24 protein-coding genes are annotated in these 22,494 nt (G+C 67.3%); 15 read left to right on the top strand and 9 right to left on the bottom strand.

Features of this window, described 5'->3' with window-relative positions:
* Nucleotides 1-106: 106 nt before the first annotated feature.
* From Q0579_RS14640 to Q0579_RS14615, 6 genes are all read left to right on the top strand, one after another.
* Complete coding sequence (locus Q0579_RS14640) at nucleotides 107-1,000, top strand: hypothetical protein (RefSeq protein ID WP_298813647.1); 894 nt, start codon at nucleotides 107-109, stop codon at nucleotides 998-1,000.
* Between the two features lie 158 nt (nucleotides 1,001-1,158).
* Complete coding sequence (locus tag Q0579_RS14635; RefSeq protein ID WP_298813645.1) at nucleotides 1,159-1,812, top strand: hypothetical protein; 654 nt, start codon at nucleotides 1,159-1,161, stop codon at nucleotides 1,810-1,812.
* Nucleotides 1,813-1,909: 97 nt separating this feature from the next.
* Nucleotides 1,910-2,764, top strand: coding sequence for a MoxR family ATPase (locus Q0579_RS14630; protein ID WP_219767499.1), 855 nt, complete (start codon nucleotides 1,910-1,912; stop codon nucleotides 2,762-2,764).
* Between the two features lie 65 nt (nucleotides 2,765-2,829).
* Nucleotides 2,830-3,756 (top strand): helix-turn-helix domain-containing protein, encoded by a 927-nt coding sequence (locus Q0579_RS14625; RefSeq protein ID WP_298813642.1) that lies wholly within the window; start codon nucleotides 2,830-2,832, stop codon nucleotides 3,754-3,756.
* A 48-nt stretch (nucleotides 3,757-3,804) separates the two neighbouring features.
* Nucleotides 3,805-4,368 carry a CHAP domain-containing protein gene (locus Q0579_RS14620; RefSeq protein WP_298813640.1) on the top strand — a complete coding sequence of 188 codons (564 nt, stop codon included), beginning with the start codon at nucleotides 3,805-3,807 and terminating at the stop codon, nucleotides 4,366-4,368.
* 62 nt (nucleotides 4,369-4,430) lie between these two features.
* Nucleotides 4,431-5,609 (top strand): VWA domain-containing protein, encoded by a 1,179-nt coding sequence (locus Q0579_RS14615; protein ID WP_298813638.1) that lies wholly within the window; start codon nucleotides 4,431-4,433, stop codon nucleotides 5,607-5,609.
* Nucleotides 5,610-5,941: 332 nt separating this feature from the next.
* On the opposite strand, the gene Q0579_RS14610 is transcribed toward Q0579_RS14615, so the two are convergent.
* Genes Q0579_RS14610 through Q0579_RS14595 form a run of 4 tightly spaced genes read right to left on the bottom strand, consistent with a single transcriptional unit; the run spans nucleotide 5,942 to nucleotide 8,455 of the window.
* Nucleotides 5,942-6,667 (bottom strand): ribonuclease T, encoded by a 726-nt coding sequence (locus Q0579_RS14610; protein ID WP_298813636.1) that lies wholly within the window; start codon nucleotides 6,665-6,667, stop codon nucleotides 5,942-5,944.
* Nucleotides 6,664-7,110 (bottom strand): hypothetical protein, encoded by a 447-nt coding sequence (locus Q0579_RS14605; protein ID WP_298813635.1) that lies wholly within the window; start codon nucleotides 7,108-7,110, stop codon nucleotides 6,664-6,666. Before Q0579_RS14605 ends, Q0579_RS14610 begins: the two co-directional genes overlap by 4 nt.
* A gap of 38 nt (nucleotides 7,111-7,148) precedes the next feature.
* Entirely contained in the window at nucleotides 7,149-7,994 is an 846-nt protein-coding gene (gene nadC / locus Q0579_RS14600) for a carboxylating nicotinate-nucleotide diphosphorylase (protein ID WP_298813633.1), read from the bottom strand.
* A complete protein-coding gene (locus Q0579_RS14595; protein ID WP_298813631.1) occupies nucleotides 7,991-8,455 on the bottom strand; it encodes an SH3 domain-containing protein in 465 nt (154 codons plus the stop codon). Before Q0579_RS14595 ends, nadC begins: the two co-directional genes overlap by 4 nt.
* Before the next feature lie 150 nt (nucleotides 8,456-8,605).
* Here Q0579_RS14595 and Q0579_RS14590 point away from each other — a divergent pair, with 150 nt between their 5' ends.
* Complete coding sequence (locus tag Q0579_RS14590; protein WP_298813629.1) at nucleotides 8,606-9,631, top strand: D-glycerate dehydrogenase; 1,026 nt, start codon at nucleotides 8,606-8,608, stop codon at nucleotides 9,629-9,631.
* Between the two features lie 114 nt (nucleotides 9,632-9,745).
* Entirely contained in the window at nucleotides 9,746-9,937 is a 192-nt protein-coding gene (locus tag Q0579_RS14585) for a hypothetical protein (protein WP_298813627.1), read from the top strand.
* 40 nt (nucleotides 9,938-9,977) lie between these two features.
* Here Q0579_RS14585 and Q0579_RS14580 read toward each other — a convergent pair whose 3' ends face one another.
* The 5 genes from Q0579_RS14580 to Q0579_RS14560 form a co-directional block, all read right to left on the bottom strand.
* Nucleotides 9,978-11,381 carry a nitronate monooxygenase gene (locus tag Q0579_RS14580; protein WP_298813625.1) on the bottom strand — a complete coding sequence of 468 codons (1,404 nt, stop codon included), beginning with the start codon at nucleotides 11,379-11,381 and terminating at the stop codon, nucleotides 9,978-9,980.
* A 75-nt stretch (nucleotides 11,382-11,456) separates the two neighbouring features.
* Entirely contained in the window at nucleotides 11,457-12,593 is a 1,137-nt protein-coding gene (locus Q0579_RS14575) for a glycosyltransferase family 4 protein (RefSeq protein WP_298813623.1), read from the bottom strand.
* A gap of 36 nt (nucleotides 12,594-12,629) precedes the next feature.
* Nucleotides 12,630-13,787 carry a glycosidase gene (locus tag Q0579_RS14570; protein ID WP_298813620.1) on the bottom strand — a complete coding sequence of 386 codons (1,158 nt, stop codon included), beginning with the start codon at nucleotides 13,785-13,787 and terminating at the stop codon, nucleotides 12,630-12,632.
* Nucleotides 13,784-14,548, bottom strand: coding sequence for an SDR family oxidoreductase (locus Q0579_RS14565; RefSeq protein WP_298813618.1), 765 nt, complete (start codon nucleotides 14,546-14,548; stop codon nucleotides 13,784-13,786). Before Q0579_RS14565 ends, Q0579_RS14570 begins: the two co-directional genes overlap by 4 nt.
* 40 nt (nucleotides 14,549-14,588) lie before the next feature.
* Entirely contained in the window at nucleotides 14,589-15,506 is a 918-nt protein-coding gene (locus Q0579_RS14560; protein ID WP_298813616.1) for an alpha/beta hydrolase, read from the bottom strand.
* Between Q0579_RS14560 and Q0579_RS14555 the strand changes: the two genes are divergently transcribed.
* From Q0579_RS14555 to Q0579_RS14525, 7 genes are all read left to right on the top strand, one after another.
* Complete coding sequence (locus Q0579_RS14555) at nucleotides 15,505-16,866, top strand: protein adenylyltransferase SelO family protein (RefSeq protein WP_298813614.1); 1,362 nt, start codon at nucleotides 15,505-15,507, stop codon at nucleotides 16,864-16,866. The two genes, Q0579_RS14560 and Q0579_RS14555, sit on opposite strands and share 2 nt — an antisense overlap.
* Nucleotides 16,867-16,905: 39 nt before the next feature.
* A complete protein-coding gene (gene astD / locus Q0579_RS14550; protein WP_298813612.1) occupies nucleotides 16,906-18,315 on the top strand; it encodes a succinylglutamate-semialdehyde dehydrogenase in 1,410 nt (469 codons plus the stop codon).
* 27 nt (nucleotides 18,316-18,342) lie between these two features.
* Nucleotides 18,343-19,296, top strand: coding sequence for a DUF808 domain-containing protein (locus Q0579_RS14545; protein ID WP_298813610.1), 954 nt, complete (start codon nucleotides 18,343-18,345; stop codon nucleotides 19,294-19,296).
* 69 nt (nucleotides 19,297-19,365) lie between these two features.
* The gene (gene cobA / locus Q0579_RS14540; protein ID WP_298813608.1) at nucleotides 19,366-20,154 is read left to right on the top strand and encodes a uroporphyrinogen-III C-methyltransferase; all 789 of its coding nucleotides are present in this window, start codon (nucleotides 19,366-19,368) and stop codon (nucleotides 20,152-20,154) included.
* A gap of 10 nt (nucleotides 20,155-20,164) precedes the next feature.
* A complete protein-coding gene (locus Q0579_RS14535) occupies nucleotides 20,165-20,461 on the top strand; it encodes a DUF2849 domain-containing protein (RefSeq protein ID WP_298813606.1) in 297 nt (98 codons plus the stop codon).
* Entirely contained in the window at nucleotides 20,461-22,098 is a 1,638-nt protein-coding gene (locus tag Q0579_RS14530; protein WP_298813604.1) for a nitrite/sulfite reductase, read from the top strand. Before Q0579_RS14535 ends, Q0579_RS14530 begins: the two co-directional genes overlap by 1 nt.
* Entirely contained in the window at nucleotides 22,085-22,492 is a 408-nt protein-coding gene (locus Q0579_RS14525) for a RidA family protein (RefSeq protein WP_298813602.1), read from the top strand. Before Q0579_RS14530 ends, Q0579_RS14525 begins: the two co-directional genes overlap by 14 nt.
* Nucleotides 22,493-22,494 lie beyond the last annotated feature (2 nt).

The following is a 22,494-nucleotide window of genomic DNA, read 5'->3' as shown; positions in this document are numbered from 1 at the left end:
GCGTTTGCTCCATTCCGGAGCATGCGTGACCGATCACATACGGATGAAAGATCCGTTTCTGATCGAAGCCGTTTACGCGTAACCGCGGCGGGATCACGCTCGTCGTATGGATTACGCAACCCGTCCCCAGCTTGGCGCCGAGCAGCAGGTGACCGCGTCCGAGCTCGTCCGCCATTTCGGGCCATGGCAGGATCGCGCTGCGCGCGCGCCGGTCTATATTCACCACCGCGGGCGCCTGCGCCTCGTATTGCTGTCGCTCGAACTGATGAACTCCTTGTGCACTCCGCACGCGCAGAGCGCGCTCGATCCCCAGGCCGCGATCCCCGCGCTCATCGATCTGCTCGACGATGCGATCGTGCTGTTCGACGCGAGCGGTCGCGTCCAGCACGCGAACAATGTCGCCCGCACGCGCTTCGGCGCCGGCGCCCAGCTCGATCGACCCGCGCGTCAGCTGTCAGGCGTGAGCGGTGCGTTCCTCGCCGATGCGGTCGCGCGCGTGCTCGACAGCGGTACCGCCGAGACGCTTGACCTCGTGTCCGACCGCTATCCCGCCCGGCGCCTCCACGCTCGCATCGATCCGCTCGCCAGCGGGTGTCTGCTGGTCGCGCGCGACGCTACCGCGAGCGAGGAAGCACGCACCCGCACCGCCGAGTTGCACGCCCTCGAACGCGCAATCGAAGTGTCGAACGGTGCCGCGCGCGCACGGATCAATCCCCGCGGCTATCTGATCGAGCCCGACGCCGCGCTCGCGCGAATAACCGGCACCACGCCCGAGCAACTGGCGAGCGCACGCTTCCTGACGCTCGTCGCGGTCGCCGATCGTGCGCGCGTCGGGGACATGATCGACTATGCCTATGCCAACAATGCGGCCGTCGGCACCCGCGCGCACCTGCTCGTCCGCGGCGCGACGGCCGTGCCGATCGCAATCGGTTTCGCGCCTGTCGAGCGCGCCGGACGCGTGGAGGAGATCAGCGCCGTGTTGACCCCGGCTGCGGCTTGACGGACGATGGAAGCACTCGATCGCGGATCAGCGTCGCTTCGTCGCTCGGTTTCATATCGCCGGCGGCGCGCCGTACAGCGTAAACTCGACCTTCACACTCGCTTGCTATCCCGAACGGGCCGGGGGGCTGGCAATCGGTGATGGAGGCGGAGGCGCGCGTGGTTGTTGCATCGAGCGGAGCATGGTCGGCTGGCACGCGCACGCTTGCGTCGCTGGTTGCGACCGACGGCACCGCCGCGGCGCCGCACGCGAAGCTGCTGACCACACGGGCTGCATCGATGCGCGACCTTGCCGATGCGGTGCACGCCTTGTGCGTCATCCACAGCTCAACCGACCGCCGTGCACCGCCGCTCGCTGGGGCCGACCACGCGCTGGCGAGCTGGATCGCGCGCGTGTCGAGCATCCGCGCGGAAGAGCACGCCTTCCTCGCTCGCCTCGCCGCTGATGTCGGGCCGGTCCCCTCAACCCCGGGCCATGCCGCGAGCGAGGCAGCGCTGGTCACGCAGCGCCACGTGCTCGACCGCCTCTACGCGTCCGATCGCGCCGGCTGCGCGTTGGGCGCGGCGATTGCGGAGACGATCGACTGGGTCGCGGTGCGTGCGGTGCTCGACAACGCCGCCCGCCGACTCTTCGGGGCAAGCCCGAGTGCGATCCACGAGTTCGCGCGCCAGATTGACGCGCTGCTCGCGCAGTCACCGACTGCCCCAGGCGTCGAGCGCGCCATGCTGTTCGGTGCCGAGCAGATGCTCGCGCAGCACCGTGGACTGTGGCACCTGCTTGAAGCGCGTGCCTCCGCACGCGACCGCAACTAACGCCCCCGCTTCCCGCGCACTGCTAAGTCATTCGCTTGCATAGCGCTGCAGCAGTCCGCTATCCCGGTCTGAACAATCGAACAGGACGGGATTGCCCATGCAGCGCTTCCAGGGAACGCAAAGCTATGTCGCGACCGACGATCTGAAGGTCGCGGTCAATGCGGCGGTTACGCTGCGTCGCCCGCTGCTGGTGAAGGGTGAACCAGGGACCGGCAAGACCGTGTTGGCGCACGAGATCGCCAAGGCGGCCAATGCCGAGTTGATCGAGTGGAACGTCAAGTCGACCACCAAGGCGCAGCAGGGCCTTTACGAGTATGACGCGGTCGCGCGCCTGCGCGATGGTCAGCTCGGCGACGAGCGCGTCCACGACATCGCCAATTACATCCGCCGCGGCAAATTGTGGGAAGCGTTCACCCGCCCCACCCCGCCGGTCCTCCTGATCGACGAGATCGACAAGGCAGATATCGAGTTTCCGAACGACCTGCTCCAGGAACTCGATCGCATGGAGTTCCACGTCTACGAGACCAAGGAGACAGTGCGCGCGGTCGAGCGTCCGATCGTCGTCATCACCTCCAACAACGAAAAGGAACTGCCCGACGCGTTCCTGCGCCGTTGCTTCTTCCACTATATCAAATTTCCCGATCGCGACACGATGCAGGCGATCGTCGACGTGCATTTTCCCGGCATCCAGAAGATGCTGGTCAGCCGTGCGATGGACATCTTCTACGACGTGCGCGAAGTGCCGGGATTGAAGAAAAAGCCGTCAACCAGCGAGCTGCTCGACTGGCTGCGGCTGCTGCTGCACGAGGATATGCCCCTCGAGGTGCTGCAGAACCGCGATCCGACCAAGGCGATCCCGCCGCTCCACGGCGCGTTGCTCAAGAACGAGCAGGACGTGATGCTGTTCGAGCGCCTCGCCTTCATGGCACGACGGCAAGCCAACAAGGGTTGATGCGCGCACGTCTTTTCTCCGGCCAAAGCGCCTGCTAGCCCTCGTCCATTCGAGTGGGGGCTTGGATGATCGAGAGTGGGACGGGTGTGGCGGGCGTTGATCCACGCGGGTGGGCGCTGCCGCCGGGTACCGCGTTGCGCATCGAACTGCCCGCCGCTGACCTTCGTGACTTCTTCACCGAATATTACGTGCTCGACTCCGACGCGGAGGTCCACTCGGGCGCGGTCAGTTACCCGCTCCCTTCCTGGCCGATGATCCGCGTCGCGCTGACGCAAGGGCCGATCTCGCTGCAGATTGGTCCGCGCTGCTACGATCCGCTGCCCGTCGCCGCCCTCTACGGCACCACCACGCGCGCGATGCAGACGACCACGCACGGCGGCATCACGGTCGGACTGGGCATCACCCCGCTCGGCTGGTCGCGCCTGTTCCCAATCTCCGCCGAGAAGGTGCGCGATCAGGTCGTGCCGCTCGCGTCGCTAATGCCTGCCCCGGCGGTTGACGCGCTGGTGGCGGACTTGCGCGGCGCCGACCTCACCACCGAGCTCACGACGATCCTGGACTCGTTCCTGCGCGCTCGTCTGCTGCCACCTACCCCCAATGAGGATGCGATCCGCGGATTGACGAACCTGATCAACGACGAGCGCATCGAAGACATCGCCTCTGCCAGCGAGCAACTTGGGCTAACGCCGGCCGCGCTGCGACGCCTGTCGATCCGTTTCTTCGGTTATCCTCCCAAGCTGCTGTTGGTACGCGCGCGATTCATGCGCTCACTGGTGCGGATGATGCTGGCCGGCGGGGACGCCGACTACACCGGCATCGCGCCGACTTATTTCGACAAATCGCACTTTCTGCGCGATGCGCGGCGCTTCCTCGACACGACGCCGAGGCGGTTCATGCAGCGCAGCAATCCCTACGTGCTCGCCGTCATGCGCGCGCGTCGCGACGTGGCGAGCGCTGCGCACGAGACGCCGAGTGGGATAACCGTTCGCTAACCATCCCCGTCAAACGCATCCTTACAATGAACACGATACCAAAGGGTCATGGTTCGCGTTCCCCCCACGTGCATCGCCCTGGCCACCGCGTTCGCCGCGCTCTTCACCGCGGCACCGGCTTCTGCCAATTTGCTCGATTATGTCGGTCAGTGCGTACCCTTCGCGCGCGCCGCGTCCGGTATCCAGATCTACGGCGACGCGTGGACGTGGTGGGATCAGGCCGAGGGACGCTACAAACGCGGCCACACGCCCAAAATCGGCGCGGTGATCGTGTTCGCGAAGACCGGGCAGCTGCGTCTGGGTCACGTCGCGGTGGTCAGCCGCGTGGTCGAGGATCGTGTGCTGATGCTCACCCACGCCAATTGGTCGCGCCAGAACGGTGAACGCGGCCACGCCGAGCAGGACGTGACGCTCTACGACGTATCCGACGACAACGACTGGAGCCGGGTCAAGGTTTGGTACCGCGACTCGAACGGTCTGGGCGGCAGCATCTATCCGGTGAAGGGCTTCATCTACGGCACCGGCGACACCGCGCGCGAGCTGACCGGGCGCAATCCCGATTATGTCGGCGCGCTGATCGACGCCTATGTTCCGGGTGCTGGCGCGCACTGACGGGCGCCGACGCGCGCAAACCGCGCTCGACACCAATGCCCGCGCGCGGCATCATCGCGCGCATGTTCCTGCACTTCCTCGACGAGCTCCGCGCGGCGGGTATCCCGGCCAGCATGAAGGAGCATCTGATCCTGCTCGAAGCGCTCGAAGCCGAGGTGATCGAGCGTAGCCCCGAGGAGTTCTATTACCTCTCGCGTTCGGTCTACGTGAAGGACGAAGGGCTGCTCGACAAGTTTGACCAGGTCTTTGCCAAGGTATTCAAAGGGCTGGAGACGAGCTTCGCGACCAACGAGGCGCAGGTCCCCGCCGATTGGCTGAAGGCAGTTGCGGAGAAGTATCTCACCCCCGAGGAGATGGAGGCGATCAAGTCGCTCGGCTCCTGGGACGAGATCATGGAAACGCTCAAGAAGCGGCTGGAAGAACAGGAAAAACGCCATCAGGGCGGCAACAAGTGGATCGGCACCGGCGGCACCAGCCCATACGGCAATTCGGGCTACAACCCCGAAGGCGTCCGTATCGGCGGCGAGAGCCGGCACAAGCGCGCGTTGAAGGTGTGGGACCAGCGCGAGTTCAAGAACCTGGACAGCACGCGCGAGCTCGGCACCCGCAACATCAAGATCGCGCTGCGGCGACTGCGCAAGTTCGCGCGCGAGGGCGCGCTCGACGAGCTCGACATTGACGCGACGATCGCGGGCACCGCGCGGCAGGGCTGGCTCGACGTCCACATGCGCGCCGAACGCCGCAATGCGGTCAAATTGCTGCTGTTCCTCGATGTCGGCGGGTCGATGGACCCGTTCATCAAGCTGTGCGAGGAACTGTTCTCGGCCGCGACGACCGAGTTCAAGAACCTAGAATTCTTCTACTTTCACAACTGCCCGTATGAGGGCGTGTGGAAGGACAACAAACGGCGCTTCGCCGAGCGCACGCCGATGTGGGACGTGCTCCACAAATTCCCGCACGACTATAAGCTGATCTTCGTCGGCGACGCGGCGATGAGCCCGTACGAAATCACGCATCCCGGCGGCTCGGTCGAGCATTTCAACGAGGAAGCGGGTGCGGTCTGGATACAGCGCCTCACTACCACCTACCCCGCCGCTGTGTGGCTGAACCCGACGCCTAAGGCACAATGGGGCTATTCGCAGTCGACCAAGATCATCCGCGAGCTGATCGCCGACCGCATGTATCCGCTGACGCTCGACGGGCTGGACGAGGCGATGCGCGAGTTGACGCGCAAGCGGTGATGGACGCCGTCCCTTTCACCATCTGCCCTGAAACAGGTTCAGCACTCAGACCGACCTGTCGTCCGGGACATGATCCGGGATGACAATGGAGTAGATCGGTCGAGTACCGCCTGCCTCGTCGCCCTTCATCGAAAGCGGGAGCAGCTATGTAGCATCGCGAGCCCCGCCTCCCCGCTGTTCAACACGGTCGGAACGTGTCAGCGCCAAAATCCGCTGCTTCTCATCACTGATGGTATCATCCGAGCGAGGTCGCAATCCAAGCGACCTAACGCTTTACGAAAGACAACCGCCAAGCCCCACGTTGGCGTGACCGTCGCGTGACCCTTCGCGGCTCAGCTATACCCCCGCCAGATGCGCAATCGCTGCCCCGCGGGTGCACCGCCGCCCTGTTCGGCGTCGCAGGGCGTGTAGCGGAAGCGCTTGTCGGTGCAGAGCCACAGCTCGTCGAGCCAACCCGCCTTCTTGGTGGTCACCCGCACCGCAGCCGCGGGCAGGCGATTGACCGCGGCGAAGCGGCGCTGGAACTCGGCCACCGTCAGCGGCCGTCGCGACAGCGCGTCCATGTCGGGGAAGCGCAGCCGCGCGAACATCGCGTTCGAGCGCGCGAAATAAGCCTGCGGCGAGGTGCCCGGCATGCAGGTTCCGTGCTTCGACCATTCGTGCTGCATCAGCTGCGGCGACGGCGTCGCGCAGAGATGCTGGCGGATCAGCGCGGTCGGAAGGATCGGAGTCGCCTGGCAATATTGCGGCCACTCCTTGCCCACGCCATCGGGCCAGAGCCCGTGTAGCACGAAGCCGAAATCATTGCCGCCGCCGCATTGCAGGTCGCTGCGCCCGCCGCGATCGACCGAGCGCGAGCGGCAATATTCCGGACTCCAGCTGATCGCGAGCGTGTAGCTGCCGATAGGGAGGCGACGCACCGGCTGGCTCGCCGACGGCAGGTCAGGGCGCGGGCGCTCGATCGTCGAAGGAATGCGGCAGACGTTTGCCTGCGCGCTAGCCATGGCCGGCGTCGCGATTGCCGCCGCGCCGAGAAGGAGCATCGTCGTGCGCTTCATGCCACATCCTCCACCACGTCGTCGTCGCCGTCCACGTCCTCACCGAACCAGGCGCGCGCGTCGGTGCGGAACAGCATTGCCGCCGCCGTAACGCTCAGCCCGGTCGTCAGGGTGGCGAGGAGCAGCGACGTCGCGGTCATCGCACCGCCCAGCGCCGCGGGCAGGTTAAGCAGGAAACGCAGTGCCGATAGTCCCGCGAACACCACCACGAGCCATTTGGCGACGACGCTGGCGCGACGCGCGGTGAAGAACCACAAGAGTAGCGAGCCCGCGATGTTGAGCAATAGCATGACGCTCAGCATCCAGCCGAACGGCGCGGTCTGCGGATTGGCGGCGAGCCGCGCCTGCATCAGCGGCCAGTCCAGCGCCCAACTGACGAGTGAAAGCGCGAGGCCGGCGAGATAGAGCCGCTCGAAGGTGATGATCGACGCCGGTCGTGGCATGGTGTCTTGTGGTCCTGCGGTTGAGTGGGTTGCGGGCGTCACGCCAGCGCGAAGTCGAGCCCGATGTCGGCGGCGGGCGCCGATTGCGTGATCCGCCCGACGCTGACGAAGTCAACGCCGCTTTCGGCGATCGCGCGGATCGTCTCCAGCGTCACGCCGCCCGACGCCTCGGTCGGCACGCGGCCGGCCACCAGCCCCACCGCCTCGCGCAGCGTGGCGGGTGCCATGTTGTCGAGCAGCAGGTGCGTCGCACCGCCCGCGAGCGCGGGCTCGATCTGGTCGAGACGGTCGACCTCGACGATGATCCGCGCGACCCCTGCGGCCCTGGCGCGCGCGGCGGCCTGCGCCACGCCGCCGGCGACCGCGACGTGATTGTCCTTGATCATCGCCGCGTCCCACAGCCCCATGCGGTGATTGGTCGCGCCGCCCATGCGGGTCGCGTATTTCTCCAATTGCCGGAGCCCCGGGATCGTCTTGCGCGTATCGAGCAAGGTCGCACCCGTGCCTGCGATCCGATCGACGTACGTGCGGGTCAGTGTGGCGATGCCCGACAGATGCTGCACGGTGTTGAGCGCCGACCGCTCGGCGGTCAGCAGCGCGCGCGCGTTCCCCTCGATCCGCATCAACGGCGTACCCGCCGTCACCTGCTCGCCGTCGCCGACGAGCAGCGTGATGGCGGCATCGGGCGCGAGCTGTCGGAAGAACGCCGCCGCGATCTCCAGTCCGGCGACCGTGATCGCGTCGCGGCTGTCCATCACCGCGGCGAAGCGCGCCTCGGCCGGAATGACCGCAGCGGAGGTCACGTCGCCGCCCTCCCCCAGATCCTCCGCGAGCGTGGCGGCGACAAAGGCGTCGAGGTCGAAACCCTGGATGGCGATGGTCACGGCAGCGTCTCGGTCGGCTCGACACCCCATAGCCGGTCGCTTTCCACCCAGCCCGCCTGCCCGTGCACGTCGAAGCGGCACCAGCCGCCGCCGCACTGGCTCAGCCGCCCGACGACGCCGGGCGCCGCGCGCCACAGGAGTTTACCGCCGCCGCGCCGTTCGCGCATCTCGATCGGCTGGCCGTTCTGCACGATCGCGGTGCGCGTGCTGCTGATCAGATTGCCCAGGAACCAGCCCTGGGTGCCGCTCGGGTCTTCGACCTTTCGCCATTCTTTGAACGTGTCGATCACGCGAACCGGCAGGTCGCGGCGCACATAAAGCCAGGTCGCGGGATAGGTGCGGCCGGGCCCGCTGCGCATCCGCGCGCGCGCGGGCGCGATCGAGGCGTAATAAGGCGCCTTCTGCTTGGGTTCGGCCGCAAACGCGCCATCGGCCACGCAAAGCGTGGCGAGCGCTCCCACGATGCCGATCCTCAAACGCCTGTTCACCGTAGCTGCCCCCCAAGAAATGCCCTGCCGCCCGCATCTTGCCCCGCGCCGCTGCCCGCTTCAACCGTTCAGGCGCGCGCTTCGAATGTTGACGATCAGCAGCGACTGCGCCACTCCTCGCCCATGCCCGACACGCGCCGTGTTGCCTATCCCTCCAGCGGTGCCCGCGTCGCGTCGCCGAAGGTGATCGTCACCCGCGAATTGCCCGACACGATCATGTCGCGGATGGAGGCGCTGTTCGATACCGCCAACAACCGCGGCGACACCGCGATGACGCGCGATCAACTCGCCGCGGCGATGGCAGACTGCGACGTGCTCGTTCCCACGGTCACCGACACGATCGACGCGGGGCTGATCGAGGGGGCGGGCGAGCGGTTGCGGTTGATCGCCAATTTCGGCGCGGGCGTGAACCACATCGATCTGAAGGCGGCGCGCGCGCGGCGGATCATCGTCACCAACACCCCCGGCGTTCTGACCGAGGACACCGCCGACATGACGATGGCGCTGATCGTCTCGGTCCCGCGGCGGCTGGCCGAAGGGGAAAAGCTCGTCCGCTCGGGCGAGTGGAATGGGTGGAGCCCCGGCGGGATGCTCGGCTACCGCATCGGCGGCAAGGCGCTCGGCATCGTCGGCATGGGCCGGATCGGACAAGCCGTCGCGCGGCGAGCGCGCGCGTTCGGGCTGTCGATCCATTATCATAACCGCCACCGGCTGCCGAAGGTGCTGGAGGGCGAGCTCGGTGCGGAATGGCATCCCAACCTCGACGAGATGCTGGGCGCGATCGACATCCTGACGCTCCACACACCGCTCAATGCCGACAGCCGCGACCTGATCGACGCGCGCCGGATCGCGCTGCTGCGCCCGCACGTGTTCGTCATCAACGCCAGCCGCGGCGGCATCCTCGACGAGGACGCGCTGGTCGACGCGCTGGAGAACAAGCGACTGGCGGGCGCGGGGCTCGATGTCTGGCAGCACGAACCGCGCATCGACCCGCGGCTGCTCGCACTGCCCAACGTCGTCATGACCCCGCATATGGGCTCCGCCACCTACGAGGGGCGTGTGGCGAGCGGCGAGAAAGTCATCGCCAACATCCGCATGTGGGCCGACGGCCATCGCCCGCCCGATCAGGTGCTCGAAGGCTGGGTGTGAGTGGGACGGTCGCAGCGGTGATCGGTTAGGCGACTGTAACAAAGGGTGTCGTGGCGGAACCCACGCTGGCGCTCGTCATTCAACCGGCTCCCTCAGCAACACGGAGCCAATCCCATGCGCAATGCCGCCCTGATCGCCGTCCTCGGCCTCGCCGCCCTTTCCACCTCGGCCTGCTCGACGCTCAAGGGCGCTGCGATCGGCGGAGCGGGCGGAGCCGGCGTTGCCGCAGCGACCGGCGGAAACGTCGAGAAAGGCGCGGCGGTCGGCGGGGTCGGTGGTGCGGTGGTCGGCACCGTCGTCGACTGATCGAACGGGGCCGCGTTCAACCACGCGGCCCCGTTTATCCTCAATCACCGGTCAGGATGCGATCGACCAGTTCCTTGACGCTGGGAACGTAGCCGTTCGAGTAGAACGGATCGCGCTTGAAGTTATACGCAGCGTGCCCGGCGAACATCAGGTTCTGCTCGACGTCGCCGCCGTGCGCGATCTCCTGCAGCGTTTTCTGGATACAGAAACTGCGCGGGTCGGCGAGCCGTCCGGTCGAGTTGGTCTCGGTATCGGCCCAGCTCGAGAACAAGCACTGCGACAGGCAGCCCATGCAATCGGCCTGATCCTTGCGGATCTCGCCTTTCTCCAGCGGCGTCACGAACACCAGCGTGTTGTCCGGCGTCTTGAGTGCGTCGGTGAACCCCTGACCGAACCACTCGCGCGCGCGAAGCAGGTCGTTACGCGTCACCCAGAAGTTCTTGCCCTTCACGCCAACATCGAGCTGGAAGACGTGGTCGCCCGCTTCCTGCGTCGAAAAGGCGATCTGCCGCTCCGAGCGCGCTTCCAGGCTGCGCAGGAACGGGTTGCGCACCGCCGAGGAATAGAAACCGGTCGGCGAGAAGCGGTGGAGCAGCACGTCGCCCTCCTCCACGGTCATCAGCCGCTGCTTCCAATCGTCGGGGATCGGGCTCTCGCGCGTCAGCAGCGGGCGGGTGCCGTATTGGAAGGCGATCTGCCCGAGCTCGGGATTGTCGATCCACTCGTTCCAGTCGCGAAGGTACCAGACACCGCCCGCCATCACGATCGGCGTCGTGTCGGGAATGCCGCCCTCGCGCATCGTGTCGCGCAGCGCCTTGACGCGCGGATACGGGTCCTCGGGCCGCAGTGGGTCCTCCGCGTTCGACAGACCGTTGTGTCCGCCCGCCAGCCACGGGTCTTCGTACACCACCGCGCCGAGCAGTTCCGACACCTTGGAATAGGCCCGCTTCCACAATGCGCGGAACGCGCGACCCGAGCTGACGATCGGCAGATAGTTGACGTTGTACGACGCCGCGATCTCGGACAATTTGTACGGCATGCCCGCGCCGCAGGTGACGCCCGCGACCATGCCCTTGGTCCGCTCAAGCACGCCCTGGAGCACGCGCTGCGCGCCGCCCATTTCCCACAACACGTTGATGTTGATCGCGCCCTTGCCGCCCGCGATCTCCCACGCGCGCTGGACCTGCTGCACCGCGCCCTCGATCGCGTAGGCGATCAATTCCTCGTGCCGCTCGCGCCGGGTCAGCGCGCGATACACCTGCGGGATGATCTTGCCCTCGGGATCGTAGCTGTCGGCGTTTACCGCGGACACAGTGCCGATCCCCCCGGCCGCCGCCCAGGCGCCGGCCGAGGCGTGGTTGGTCGCAGCGACGCCTTTTCCGCCCTCCACCAATGGCCAGACTTCGCGACCGGCATAGACGATGGGGTTCAGGCCCTTGAACACGCTGCTGTCACTTCCCGCAGTTGCTAATTCGGACCGCTATAAACCAAAGTCGCGGCAAGGCGATAGCGTTGCGCGTCAGCCGAGCACCCCCGGACGCCCCATCGCCTCGGCGTAGAGTTGGGCATAGCGCGCGATCATCGTTTCCTCGTCGAACAGCGCCCGCGCCTTTACCTGGTTGGCCTGCCCGACGCGGTGGCGCAGATCGGCGTCAGCCGCGAGCGCCTGGATCGCGTCGCGCAGGCGGACCTCGCCGTGATGCTCGGTGATGAAGGGCACGTTTTCCTCCGCCACCATCGCGCGCACATCGCCGACCGGGGGCGCGACGATCGGCAGCCCCGCCGCCATCGCCTCCACCACGCTGATCGGAAATTGCTCCGACTTGGACGATAGCGCGAGCAGGTCGAAGTGGCGCATGAAGCGATACGGCCGGTCGAGGAAACCCGGCATCACCAGCCGGTCGTCGATCCCCATCGCGAGCGCCGCCTGCTCGATCGCGACCTTCTCCGGCCCCTCACCCACGATCACCAGGCGGAAGCGCGCCGACACGCCGCCGACCGCGCGGACGAGTTGCGGCAGGTCCTTGACCGCGCGCAGGCCCGCGGCGGTTCCGATCACCACCTCGTTCGCGCGACGCACGAAGCCGGGGATCGCCTTCGGCTCAGGCTCTTTCGCGTACAATCCGGTCGCGATGCCGTTCAGAATGCGGTGGACGCGCGCGCGCGGCTGCTTCCAGGTATCGAGCGCGATTTGCTCCAGGCTCTCGGACGGCACCACCAACGCATGCGCTGCGCCGAGTGCGAGGCGGCGATAGATGTTGCGCTCTCGCTTCAACCCGCCCGCCTCGTCGGCGTTGAAGCCGTCTTCGTGGTGAACCAGCGGCGGTGCGCCCTTGGAGAAGACGCGCCGCGCCATCACGCCGTCGATCGCGCCCCAATTGTATGTCAGCACCAGATCGAACCCGCGCATGTAGCGCGCGATCGCCTCGTAGCGCGCGACCGATGGTTTGCCGGTCAGAGACGGCGCATTCTGCGCGATCTCGTAGCTGATCCGACGATCGATCCGCGCGCGGGCGCCGAGCGCGTCGGGCATGGACGACACGATCGTGTGCCGCGCGCGGTCGCCGAACGCGTTCATCAGCCGAACGGCACGCACCTCCTTTCCACCCAGGTCGAAGGTCGAGTGGAGGTGCAGGATCGAAACTGGCCGCGTCATGCGCGAGGGCATAGCCCGCGACACGCTAATGCGCACCTACTGCGATGGTGAAGCGCGCAGCGCATCCTTGGGCACGTGCGTGATCCGGCAGGCGAGATCGGCCTCCCCGCTCGCGACGATCCAGTGATTGCCGCCGTCGACGATGCCCGTCGTGAAGACGACGTTGTCGAGATACATTGCGTCGCGCAACGGCTCGGTCAGCGCCGGTGCCGGTTCGAGCAGCGGCGTGTGGCAGGTCGCGATCGTGCGCGACGGATCGTCGAGGTCGAGCAATGTCCAATAGGTTCGATAGATGCCGACCACGCCGCTCGGCTCGACGCCGTGCCACAGGGTCAGCCAGCCCTCCTGCCCCTCGACGCTCGCGCGCACCGGCTGCGCGCCGCCGCCCATCCGCGCAGTCGCGACGGTGGCGGCGTGCGGGCGGATGCCGGGCTCGTCATACGGTTTCCAGTGGAGCGCATCGGGCGAAGTCGCGAGATTGATCGACGGCCCTGCACGCCACGGCGAATCGGGCGGATACGCGAAGTAGAGATCGCCGAGCGGCCGCGTCTGCGCCCAGAACTTGCCTGCGACCTTCCCCTCGAAGATCAGCATGTCCTTGTTCTGATGATCGAGCACGATCCCCTGCAGCTGCCAGTCGAGCGCGTCGTCGCTGGTGTAGAGCGTGGTCGAGTGCCGCTCCGGGCTAACCGAGCAGGTCGTCATGTAATAGCGGTCGTCGACCCGGCTGATCCGCGCGTCCTCGACACCGTAGCATTGGTAGGCGCGGCGCGGAGCCACGGCGCGATCGTAGTGGATCGCCTCGATGCGGGTGCCGTCCCCGTTCAGCTCGACCGGCAGCAGCCACGACAGCGAGGTGAGCGCCATCACCTTCCACCCGCCGCCGCGCATCATGAACTTGCGCGGATCGCTGGTGTCGACGAGTTGCAGCGGCCAAGCGTCGAGCACGTAGGCGCCCTCGTCCCAGCGGATCGCGTGGACGTGGCCCCCCTTGATCGGGTGCCGCAAGGCCTCCGCCACGCGCACCATCATCAGCAGATTACCGTTCGGCAACCGTGTCAGCCCAGGATTGAACGCGCCGAGCACATAGGTTTCGGCGTCGATCTTGCCCGCCAGCGGCGAGCGCGACAGCTCGACATCGCGCGGATCGAGGATCAGCGCGTCGTGCGCGACGGCGGGCGCGGCTTGTGTCATTCGCCGTCCTGCACGCGCGGGCTGATCGTCAGCCGCTGGATCACGGTGCGGCGCGGTTGCGTGAGGAGGTAATGAACGCCCGCCGCGATAACCTCCGCGCGCAGCATCTTCTCCTCGCCGATCTGCTCGCGCTGTTCCTCGGGCGAGATGTCGGGCTCCTGCATCGACGAGCCGGTCATGCCGGGCTCCACCAGCGCGACGCGGATGCCCTTCACGCCCAATTCGCGGCGCAGCGCGACCGAGAAGCCCTGTATGCCCGCCTTGATCCCGGCGTAGACGGTTGAGTGCGGTCCGAGCACATAGGCGCTCATCGATCCCACCAGCACGATGTCGCCCTCGTCGCGCATCGCCGCGGCAGCTTGTTGCGCGAGCAGCAGATAATGCGTGAAGTTGAGCGAGATTGCGTGGCGCAGCGCGGGCTCATCCATTTCGGTCAGGCCGCTGGCGCCGACCGCCGCGTTGGCGACGACGATGTCGTATCCGCCGAGCGATTCGCGCGCCGCGTCGAGGAAGCGGCCGACATTGTCCGGCTCGGCGAGGTCGAGCACGACGCCGTCGCCCTCGCCTACGTCGCGGATGCGCGCGAGTGCGTCATCCAGATGTTCGGGCGTGCTCGCGCCGATGAACACACGCGCGCCCTCAGCGGCGAGCAGCGCCGCGATCGCACGGCCGATCCCGGTCGAGCCGCCGCTAATGACCGCGCGCCGACCCTTGAGCGGCAGGACATGGGTGTGCGCGTCGGCGACGTTGGTTTGCGGCATGATGATTCCTGATCGTTCAGCGGGCGAGACGCCCGAGCGATCAGGCGGGTTCCGCAACTCGCTCAAGCAGTTGCTCGATCGCGCCGAGCGCTTCGGGTTCGGCGAGCGTCGGCACGTGCCCGACGCGCGGCACCGTTACCAGCCGCGCGCCGGGCAGCGTGGCGAGCATGCGCTCGGCGGTCGCGCTCGACAGCATGTCGGACCGCTCGCCGCGCACCACCAGCACCGGCACGTCGCGTAACGCGGCAAAGGCGCGCCACATGTCGGGTCCGGCTTCGTTGCCGGGCAGCCGAAACGGCTCTGCGATCCGCGCGTCGTAATCGAGCACGATCCGACCGGCGCTGCTCAGGCGATAGACGCGCTTCGCCATCGCGAGCCAGTCCTCGACGCCCCAGTCGGGATAAACCGATCCGCTCGATTCCTGCAGCGCGCGCGCGGCGTGCATCCACGTCGGATGATTGCTCGACTTTCCGACATAGCCGCGCACCCGCGCGAGGCCGGCGGGCTCGATGTCCGGACCGATGTCGTTCAGCACCGCGCCCGCGATCCGGCCCGGCATCATGCCTGCGAGCAGCATCGCGACGATGCCGCCGAGCGACGTGCCGATCGCGACGAAGCGGTTCACTCCCGCCGCCTCGATGAGCGCCGCTATGTCCTGCGCATAGGTGAGCGGGACGTAGCTCATCGGGTCTTTCGCGTACGCACTCTCGCCGCGACCGCGGAACTCGACCGCGAGGACGCGCCAGTCGGGTGCCAGACGCTCGGCAAACGACGCGAAATCGCGCGCGTTGCGGGTCAGCCCGGGCAAGCACAGGATCGCGGGTCTGTCGGCGCGCCCGGCATAAGCGCGCGCGTGAAGCCGCAGCCCGTCCGCCGACCACCAGAAGAAGTCCTCGAACCCTGCCCCAGAACCTGTCACGCTTGTACCCCGGTCGCCTGCGCCCCCATATTGACGCATGCCGATCGACCCGCAAGTGTACCGCCCCGAAACGACGATCCTTGGCTTGGGCGACAGCTTCTACGATCCCGTCGCGGCCGCCGATTTCCCGCAAACGGTGCTGCGCTTCCGCAACGACCGCGCCGCGGACGAGGTCGGCCTCGCCACGCTCGCTGACGAGGAATGGCTCGCGCATTTCGGCCGCTTCACGCCGCTGCCCGGCACGCTGCCGGAGTCGCTGGCGCTGCGCTACCACGGGCACCAATTCCGTCAGTACAATCCCGAGCTCGGCGACGGGCGCGGCTTCACCTTCGCGCAGCTGCGCGACCGCGGCAGCCGATTGATGGACCTCGGCACCAAGGGCTCGGGCCAGACGCCGTGGAGCCGCTTCGGCGACGGTCGTCTGACGCTCAAGGGCGGCGTGCGTGAGGTGCTGGCGAGCGAGATGCTCGAAGCGCTGGATGTTCCCACCTCGCGCAGCTTTTCGCTGATCGAGACGGGCGAGGCGCTGGAGCGCGGCGATGAGCCGTCGCCTACCCGATCGGCGGTGCTGGTGCGATTGAGCCACGGGCATATCCGCATCGGCACGTTCCAGCGGCTCGCCTACCTCCGCGACGAGGACGGGCTGCGTGCGCTCACCGCCTACGTGCTGCGCCACCTTTACGGTGAGGACGGCGACGATCCGGTCCGCCTGCTCGACCTCGTCGTCCAGCGAACAGCGAGGCTCGCGGCGCGCTACATGGCGGCGGGCTTCGTCCACGGCGTCCTTAATTCCGACAACATCAACGTAACCGGCGAGAGCTTCGACTATGGTCCGTGGCGGTTCGCGCCCAAATGGGATCCGTCGATCGTCGCGGCCTATTTCGACCATGCCGGCCTCTACGCCTTTGGCCGCCAGCCCGAGGCGATCCACTGGGACGTCATGCAACTCGCGGTTTCGCTCCGTCAGATCAGCGACGCCGAACCGCTGATCGCCGCGCTGGACCGCTTTCCTGAACATTATCAGCGCGAAGTCACCGCCGCGATTCTGTGGCGGTTGGGTCGCTCCCCGCGGGACCATGAGCGCGACCGCGCACTGGTGCAGGCGGTCGAGCGCGCGCTGCGCGGCTCGGGCGTCGAGATCGCGCGCTTCTTCTTCGACGTGTTCGCGACCGATCTGCCGGCCAGCTACGGCGCCGAGTGGGACGAGGTGCGCGCCGCTTTGTCCGGCTACCCGTCGCGAAAATCGCGCGACCACGCCTTCTGGTCGGGCGAGCCGTGCGCAATGCTGATCGACGAGGTCGAGGCGATCTGGTCCGCGATCGACCGCGACGATGACTGGTCGCCCTTCCACGCCAAGGTGCGCGCGATCAGGCAAATGGGACAGGCACTCGCCGACTGACCCCTTTCGCTCCTTCCCTATTGCGGTAAGGAACGCCGCATGGGTGAGCTGATCTCGTTTGAGCCCGCGACGGGTGTCGAGCTGTGGCGCGGGGCGACGAGCGACGTCGATCTGGAGGTCGCGACCGCGCGCGACGGCTGGGTGACGTGGGCGGCGCGCCCCGTCACCTTCCGCATCGAGACGATGCGGCGCTTCGCCAATGTCGTGCGCCAGCGCGCCGACGCCTTCGCCGACGTGATCGCGCGCGAAACAGGCAAGCCTTTGTGGGAAGCGCGCACCGAAGTCGATTCGGTCATCGCCAAGGTCGACATTTCGGTCAGCGCTTATGCCGAGCGTACCGCGCAGCGCCGCATGGACGCGCCGATGGGCAGCCGCATGGCGCTGCGGCACAAGCCGCACGGCGTGCTCGCGGTGCTGGGGCCGTATAATTTTCCCGCGCATCTGCCCAACGGGCACATCGTCCCCGCGCTGATCGCGGGCAATGCGGTGGTGTTCAAGCCATCGGAGAAGACACCCGCGACCGGCGTATTCCTGTGCGAATGCCTCCACGCCGCCGGCGTGCCCGATGAGTGCATGCGCGTCGTGATCGGCGGCCCCGACGAAGGCCGGGCGCTCGCCGCGCATGATGGGATCGACGGGCTGCTGTTCACCGGCTCGGCGCGCACCGGCCTCGCACTCAACCGCGCCTTTGCCGAGAAGCCGGAAAAGATTCTGGCGCTTGAGATGGGTGGCAACAACCCGATTGTGGTGTGGGACACGCCCGATCTCGCCGCCGCCGCGGTGCTGGTCGCGCAATCTGCCTTCACCACTGCCGGACAGCGCTGCACCGCCGCGCGCCGCCTGATCGTGCAGGAAACGCTTGCCGAAGACTTCCTAGCCGAGCTCAACCGCCTCGCCGGTCGCCTGATCGTCGGGCGTCCGCACGACGATCCGCAGCCGTTCATGGGGCCGGTGATCGACAACGAGGCCGCCGACGGGCTGACCGAGAGCTTCCTCGCATTGATGATGCGCGGCGGACGCCCGATCCGCCACATGGCGCGCCCGGACCCCGAGCGGCCGATGCTGACGCCCGGCATTATCGACGTGACCGACCTGCCCGACCGCCCCGACATCGAGTTGTTCGGGCCGTTGCTCCAGGTGATCCGCGTCGACGATTTCGACGCCGCGATCGCGGAAGCGAACAACACCCGCTACGGCCTGTCCGCCTCGCTCGTCAGCCAGACGCCGATCCTCTACGACCGCTTCTGGGCCGGAGCGCGCGCCGGCATCGTCAACTGGAACAAGCCAACCAACGGCGCGTCCTCGTCGGCGCCGTTCGGCGGCATCGGCTGGTCCGGCAACCACCGCCCGAGCGCGTATTACGCGGCGGATTATTGCGCCTATCCCGTCGTCTCGAACGAGGCGGAGGCGGCGCGCGCGTCGATCGGCATCGGGCTCGCCGACGCGTAGAAGTATACAATCGGGGGTACTGACAACATGGCAAGCGGGCTGGTCGCACTGCTCGACGACATCGCCGGGCTGACGCGGCTCGCCGCCGCCTCGCTCGACGACGTGGCGGGCGCGGCGGCGAAGGCGGGAACCAAGGCGGCGGGCGTCGTGGTCGATGATACCGCGGTGACGCCGCGCTACGTCGTCGGCCTCTCGCCCAAGCGCGAGCTGCCGATCATCGGCAAGATCGCGCTCGGATCGCTGCGCAACAAATTGCTGTTCCTGCTACCCGCCGCGCTGATCCTGAGCGCCTTCGCACCCTGGGCGATCACGCCGCTCTTGATGCTGGGCGGCCTCTACCTCTGCTTCGAGGGCGCGGAGAAGGTGATCGAGGCTGTCTCGGGTGGCCACGGCGGCGAAGAAGAAGCCGTCGCCACCGATCCCGTCGAACTGGAAAACCAGAAGGTTTCCGGCGCGATCCGCACCGACTTCATCCTGTCGGCGGAGATCATGGCGATCGCATTGGGCGAGGTCAGTGACACGCCGATCCTGACGCAGGCGATCACGCTTGTGCTGGTCGCGATCGCGATCACCGCGGGGGTGTACGGCGTCGTCGCGCTGATCGTGAAGGCAGACGACGTCGGGCTTTATCTCGCCAGGCAGCGCTTGGGCGCGCTCCAGGCGATCGGGCGCGGGCTGGTCAAGGGCGTGCCCGTCATGATGCGCTGGCTGGCGGTGATCGGCACTGCGGCGATGATCTGGGTCGGCGGCGGCATCCTGCTCCACGGCGCGGAGGAACTCGGTCTCGCCGGGCCTGCGCACGTCGTTCATCACGCGTCCGAGGTCGCAGGGCACGCAACCGGGACGCTCGGCCGCGCGGTGGCGTGGGTGGTCACGGCGGCACTGTCGGGGGTCATCGGACTGATCGTCGGCGCGATCATCGCACTGGTCGTGCATCAGGTGCAGAAAGCGCGCGGCGGCAGGGGCGCGGCGCGGCACTGAAACCTCGGCTACGCGCGCGGCAAGCTTCGCTGGTTTGCGCACGCGGCGCGGCAGGCCCATCTGCCACCCATGGCAAGTCTGCTCGATCCCGACGCGCGCGGTCGCGTCATCCTCGTCGGCGCGGGCCCGGGCGACCCCGGACTGCTGACCGTCCGCGCGGTGGAGGCGCTGAAATCCGCCGATGTCGTCGTCCATGACGGGCTGATCGACCTGCGCGTGCTCGATATCGCGCCCGCGGCGGCGCAGCGAATCTCGGTCGCGAAACGCCGCGCGCGCCATACCCTGCCGCAGGAAGCGATCAACGCGCTGATCGTCGCGCACGTCCGCGCCGGCTCGGTCGTCGTACGGCTGAAGGGCGGCGACCCATTCATTTTCGGTCGCGGCGGCGAGGAGGTGGAGGCGGTGCGCGCCGCGGGGCTGCCGGTCGAAGTGATCCCGGGCGTGTCGGCCGCGCTCGGCTGCGCGGCGGAGGCGATGCTGCCGCTCACTCACCGTGATCATTCCAGCGCCGTCAGCTTCGTCGCGGGCCAGTGCAAAGGGTTGAGCGAGCAGGACTGGTCGGGGCTCGCCGGGCAAGGCCGCACGCTCGTCATCTACATGGGCGTCGCCACCGCCGATCAGATCGCTGACAAATTGATGGCCGACGGTGTCGCGCCCGACATGCCCGTGGCGGTGCTGGAAAAGGGCACCTGTCCCGGCCACCGCGCGCTGCGCACGTTGCTCGCCGATCTGGGCGCGATGGTGCGGCGCGAGGGCGTCGCCAGCCCTGCCATCATCGTGGTGGGCGAAGTGGTCGATTTGTCAGATGCCGAGAACAAGCTCGCCGGCTATGCGCGCGTGGCGGAGACATTTGCGTGAAGGTGGAAGCGTGAAATTGGTGACGGGCAACGACCTGCCGAGCGGCGACGTGATCTGGTGGACCGGCAGTGGCTGGTCGCGCCACATTGAGGACGCGGTCGACGCGGGCGACCATGCCGAGGCGATCGCGCGCGCGGAGGAAGCCTCGCGCCGCGTCAACGTGCCCTACGTGATCGAGGGGGTCGCCACGCCGGAGGGTCCGCGCCCCGCGCACATCAAGGACGGCATCCGCGCGCTCGGCCCTACCGTGCGCCCCGACCTGACGTTGAAGCCGGCCGACCCCACGGCCGGGAATTGGGTAATCTGATGTACAAGTACGACGAATATGATCAGGCAATCGTCGACGCGCGCGTCGACGAGTTTCGCGATCAAGTGCAGCGCCGCCTGGCGGGCGACATAACCGAGGATCAGTTCAAGCCGCTCCGGCTGATGAACGGGCTCTACCTCCAGCTCCACGCGTATATGCTGCGCATCGCGGTGCCTTATGGCACGCTGGACAGCCGGCAGATGCGGATGCTCGGCCATATCGCGCGCAAATACGACCGCGGCTACGGCCATTTCACCACCCGCCAGAACATTCAGTTCAACTGGATCAAGCTGTCCGACGCGCCCGGCATCCTGGCCGAGATCGCGACCGTCCAGATGCACGCGATCCAGACGAGCGGAAACTGCATCCGCAACATCTCGTCCGATCAGTACGCCGGAGCCGCCGCGGACGAGGTCGCCGATCCGCGTCCCTGGGCCGAGCTGGTGCGGCAGTGGAGCACCTTCCACCCCGAGTTCAGCTACCTGCCGCGCAAGTTCAAGATCGCGGTGATCGCCGCGGACGAGGACCGCGCCGCGATGCGGCTGCACGACATCGGCATCCAGCTCGTCATGCGCGACGGTGAGTTGGGCGCGAGGATTTTCGCGGGCGGCGGCATGGGCCGCACCCCGATGATCGCGCACGAGATCCGCGACTTCGTCACCGCCGACGACCTGATGAGCTATCTCGAGGCCTGCCTGCGTGTCTACAATCGCTACGGCCGCCGCGACAACATCTACAAGGCGCGCATCAAGATCTTGATCCACGAGATCGGCGCGGACGAGTATCGCCGCCAGGTCGAGGAGGAGTTCGCGGCCGTCAAGCAGCTCGGCCTCGACCCGCCGCGCGCCGAGCTGGAGCGGATCACCGTGATGTTCGCAGCCCCCGCGTTCGAGGCGGATGCGCCGACCGAGATCGACCGCAGCGATCCCGATTTCGCGGTCTGGCTCGACCAGAACGTGAAGCCGCACAAGCAGCCCGGCTACGCGATCGTCAACGTGTCGTTGAAGCCGATCGGCGGCATTCCGGGTGACGCCTCGGCCGACCAGATCGACGTCATGGCCGATCTGGCCGAACGCTACGGCTTCGACGAACTACGCGTCACCCATGCGCAGAACATCGTCTTGCCCCACGTCCGCGTCGCCGACCTGAAGCTGGTCTGGCAGGCGCTGGTCGAGGCCGGGCTCGCCGAGGCTAACCTCGACCTCATCAGCGATATCATCGCCTGCCCGGGGCTCGACTATTGCAGCCTCGCCAACGCGCGCTCGATCCCGCTCGCGCAGAAGATTGCCGAGCGGTTCGCCGATCCGGCGCGGCAGCGTGACCTGGGCGAATTGAAGCTCAAGATCTCGGGCTGCATCAATGCCTGCGGCCACCATCATGCCGGGCACATCGGCATCCTGGGCGTCGATAAGAAGGGCGTCGAGAACTTCCAGCTGCTGCTCGGCGGGTCGGGTGCGCAGGACGTGAGTCTCGGCAAGATTACCGGGCCGGGCTTCAGCGAGGACGGCGTGGTCGACGCGATCGAGCGCGTGACAGACACCTACATCCAAGTGCGCGAGGGCGGAGAACGCTTCGTCGACACTTATCGGCGCGTCGGCATGGAGCCGTTCAAGGAGGCGATCTATGGCCAAGCGTGACGTGGTCTTTCCGCCCGGCCGGCAGGCATTGTACGAGCAGAACCGCTACTCGCCCGCCGTCCGCACCAACGGCATGCTGTTCGTCTCCGGGCAGGTCGGAAGCCGCGACGACGGCTCGTGCGAGCCGGAACTCGAGGCCGAGGTGCGGCGCGCGTTCGAGAATTTGAACGCGGTGCTCGCCGCGGCGGGCTGCACCTTCGACGACGTCGTCGACGTTACCGTCTTTCTGGTCGATCCCGAAACCATCATCGACACCGTGTGGAAGGTCTTGGCGGAATTCTGGGGGGAAGCGCCCCATCCGACGCTGACCGGTGTCGGCGTGACGTGGCTTTACGGTTTCAATTTCGAGATCAAGGTCATCGCGCAATTGCCGAGAGGAGACGCACGTGGCTGACG

This window comes from uncultured Sphingomonas sp., from assembly GCF_936927845.1.
Lineage (GTDB): Bacteria > Pseudomonadota > Alphaproteobacteria > Sphingomonadales > Sphingomonadaceae > Sphingomonas.
This window is presented reverse-complemented; position numbering and strand designations above follow the sequence as displayed.